At 68.1% G+C, this 1,974-nt stretch carries 1 protein-coding gene and 1 pseudogene; both read right to left on the reverse strand.

Features of this window, described 5'->3' with window-relative positions; all coding sequences use genetic code 11:
* A pseudogene (locus tag ACT84W_RS03545) lies at positions 1-108 on the reverse strand (DNA integrity scanning diadenylate cyclase DisA); the annotation flags it as partial.
* A gap of 105 nt (positions 109-213) precedes the next feature.
* Positions 214-1,974, reverse strand: a 1,761-nt coding sequence (locus tag ACT84W_RS03550) for an ATP-dependent Clp protease ATP-binding subunit (RefSeq protein ID WP_444328216.1), incomplete at its 5' end; no start/stop codon positions are given.

Raw genomic sequence — 1,974 nt, forward strand, 5'->3', positions numbered from 1 at the left:
CATGTCGAGGGCATGGCGCAGCGCCGTTCCGGGGGCGGTTTTGCGGATGGCGTCCTCCAGGCGGGCCTGGCGGTCGTCGTAGTTGAGCTCGAACAGGGCAGTGTCCATCGATGCCTCCAAAGGGCGGCCGACACCTGGGCCGGCTGGTGTGTATGTGGGTGTTTCGTCCTTCTTTACAAAGTATAGGCTGCTCGCAGGGGGCAGGAAGGCGATCTACTCGCCCGACGCGGCAAGGCCGCCGCCGGCCGCGCCGCCGGACGCGGGCGAGGACGGGGACGCGGGGCCGAGCCGGAAGCTCGGGCGCGCCATGCTCTCACGGCGACGGGGCTCGGGGATGGGGCCCTTCTCTTTGTCGAAGACGAGCTTGCCGTCCTTGGCGCGGACCTTGACGATGTCGCCGGCCTCCCAGCCGCCCTGGAGGAGCTGCTCGGAGAGCGGGTCCTCGATGAGCGTCTGGATCGCGCGGCGCAGCGGGCGCGCGCCGTAGACGGGGTCGGCGCCCTCCTTCGCCACGATGTCGCGGGCGGCGTCGGTGAGCTCGATGGACATCCCCTGGGCGATGAGCCGGTCACGCAGCTCGGCGACCATGAGGTCGACGATGCCGCGCAGCTGCTCGGGAGTGAGGGACTTGAAGACCACGATCTCGTCCACGCGGTTCAGGAACTCGGGGCGAAAGAGCTTCTTGAGCTCGCTCATCACGCGGCTCGTGATCTCTTTGTCCGAAAGCCCGCCGGCGCCCAGCGCCGAGAAGCCCATGGTCGAGGTCTGCGCGATGTCGCGCGCGCCGATGTTGGACGTCATGATGATGACGGTGTTCGAGAAGTCGACGTGACGGCCCTGGCCGTCGGTCAGCCGGCCCTCGTCAAGGATCTGCAGCAGCACGTTGAAGACGTCGGGGTGGGCCTTCTCGATCTCGTCGAAGAGGATGACGGAGTAGGGCCTGCGGCGCACGGCCTTGGTCAGCTCGCCGCCCTCGTCGTAGCCGACGTATCCCGGAGGGGCGCCGACGAGCTTCGAGACGGTGTGCTTCTCCATGAACTCGGACATGTCGAAGGTGATGAGCGCCTCTTCGCTGCCGAAGAGGAACTCGGCGAGCGACTTGGCGAGCTCGGTCTTGCCCACGCCCGAGGGGCCGAGGAATATGAACGAGCCGCCCGGCCGGCGCGGGTCCTTGAGCGGGCTGCGGCTGCGGCGGATTGCGCGCGCGACCTTGCTCACGGCCTCGTCCTGGCCGACGACGCGCTGGTGGAGGACCTCCTCGCAACGCAGGAGCTTGGACGCCTCGGCCTCGGTGAGGTTCGAGACGGGCACGCCGGTGATGCTCGAGACGACGTCGGCGATGTCGTTCTCGTCGACCTCGACCACGTTCTCCTCGAGCCCCTTGCGCCACGCCGCCTCGAGCTCCTCGCGCTTGGCGAGAAGTGCCTTCTCCTCGTCGCGCAGGCGCGCCGCGGTTTCGAACTCCTGGGCGTCGGCGGCAGAGGACTTCTCGTCATGGGTGCGTGCGAGGTCGGCGTCGACCTGGGCGATCTCGGGCGGCAGGACCATGCGGTGCACGCGCGTGCGCGCGCCGGCCTCGTCGAGGACGTCGATGGCCTTGTCGGGCAGGAAGCGGTCCTGCACGTAGCGGTTCGAGAGCGTGACGGCGGCGCGCACCGCTTCATCGGTGTAATGCACATGGTGGTGCTTCTCGTAGCGGTCCTTCAGGCCCGCGACGATCTTCAGGGTGTCCTCGGGCGAGGGCTCTCCGATGTTCACCGGCTGGAAGCGGCGCTCGAACGCGGTGTCCTTCTCGATGTGCTTGCGGTACTCCTCTGCCGTCGTAGCGCCGATGACCTGGATCTCGCCACGCGAGAGGGGCGGCTTCAGGATGGCGGCGGCGTCGATGGATCCCTCGGCCGAGCCTGCGCCGATGACGGTGTGGATCTCGTCGATAAAGAGGATGTCCTGCTTGGACTCCTCGAGCTCGCGCAC

The sequence above is a fragment of the Paratractidigestivibacter sp. genome, assembly GCF_052362415.1.
In the GTDB taxonomy this organism is placed as follows: Bacteria; Actinomycetota; Coriobacteriia; order Coriobacteriales; family Atopobiaceae; genus Paratractidigestivibacter.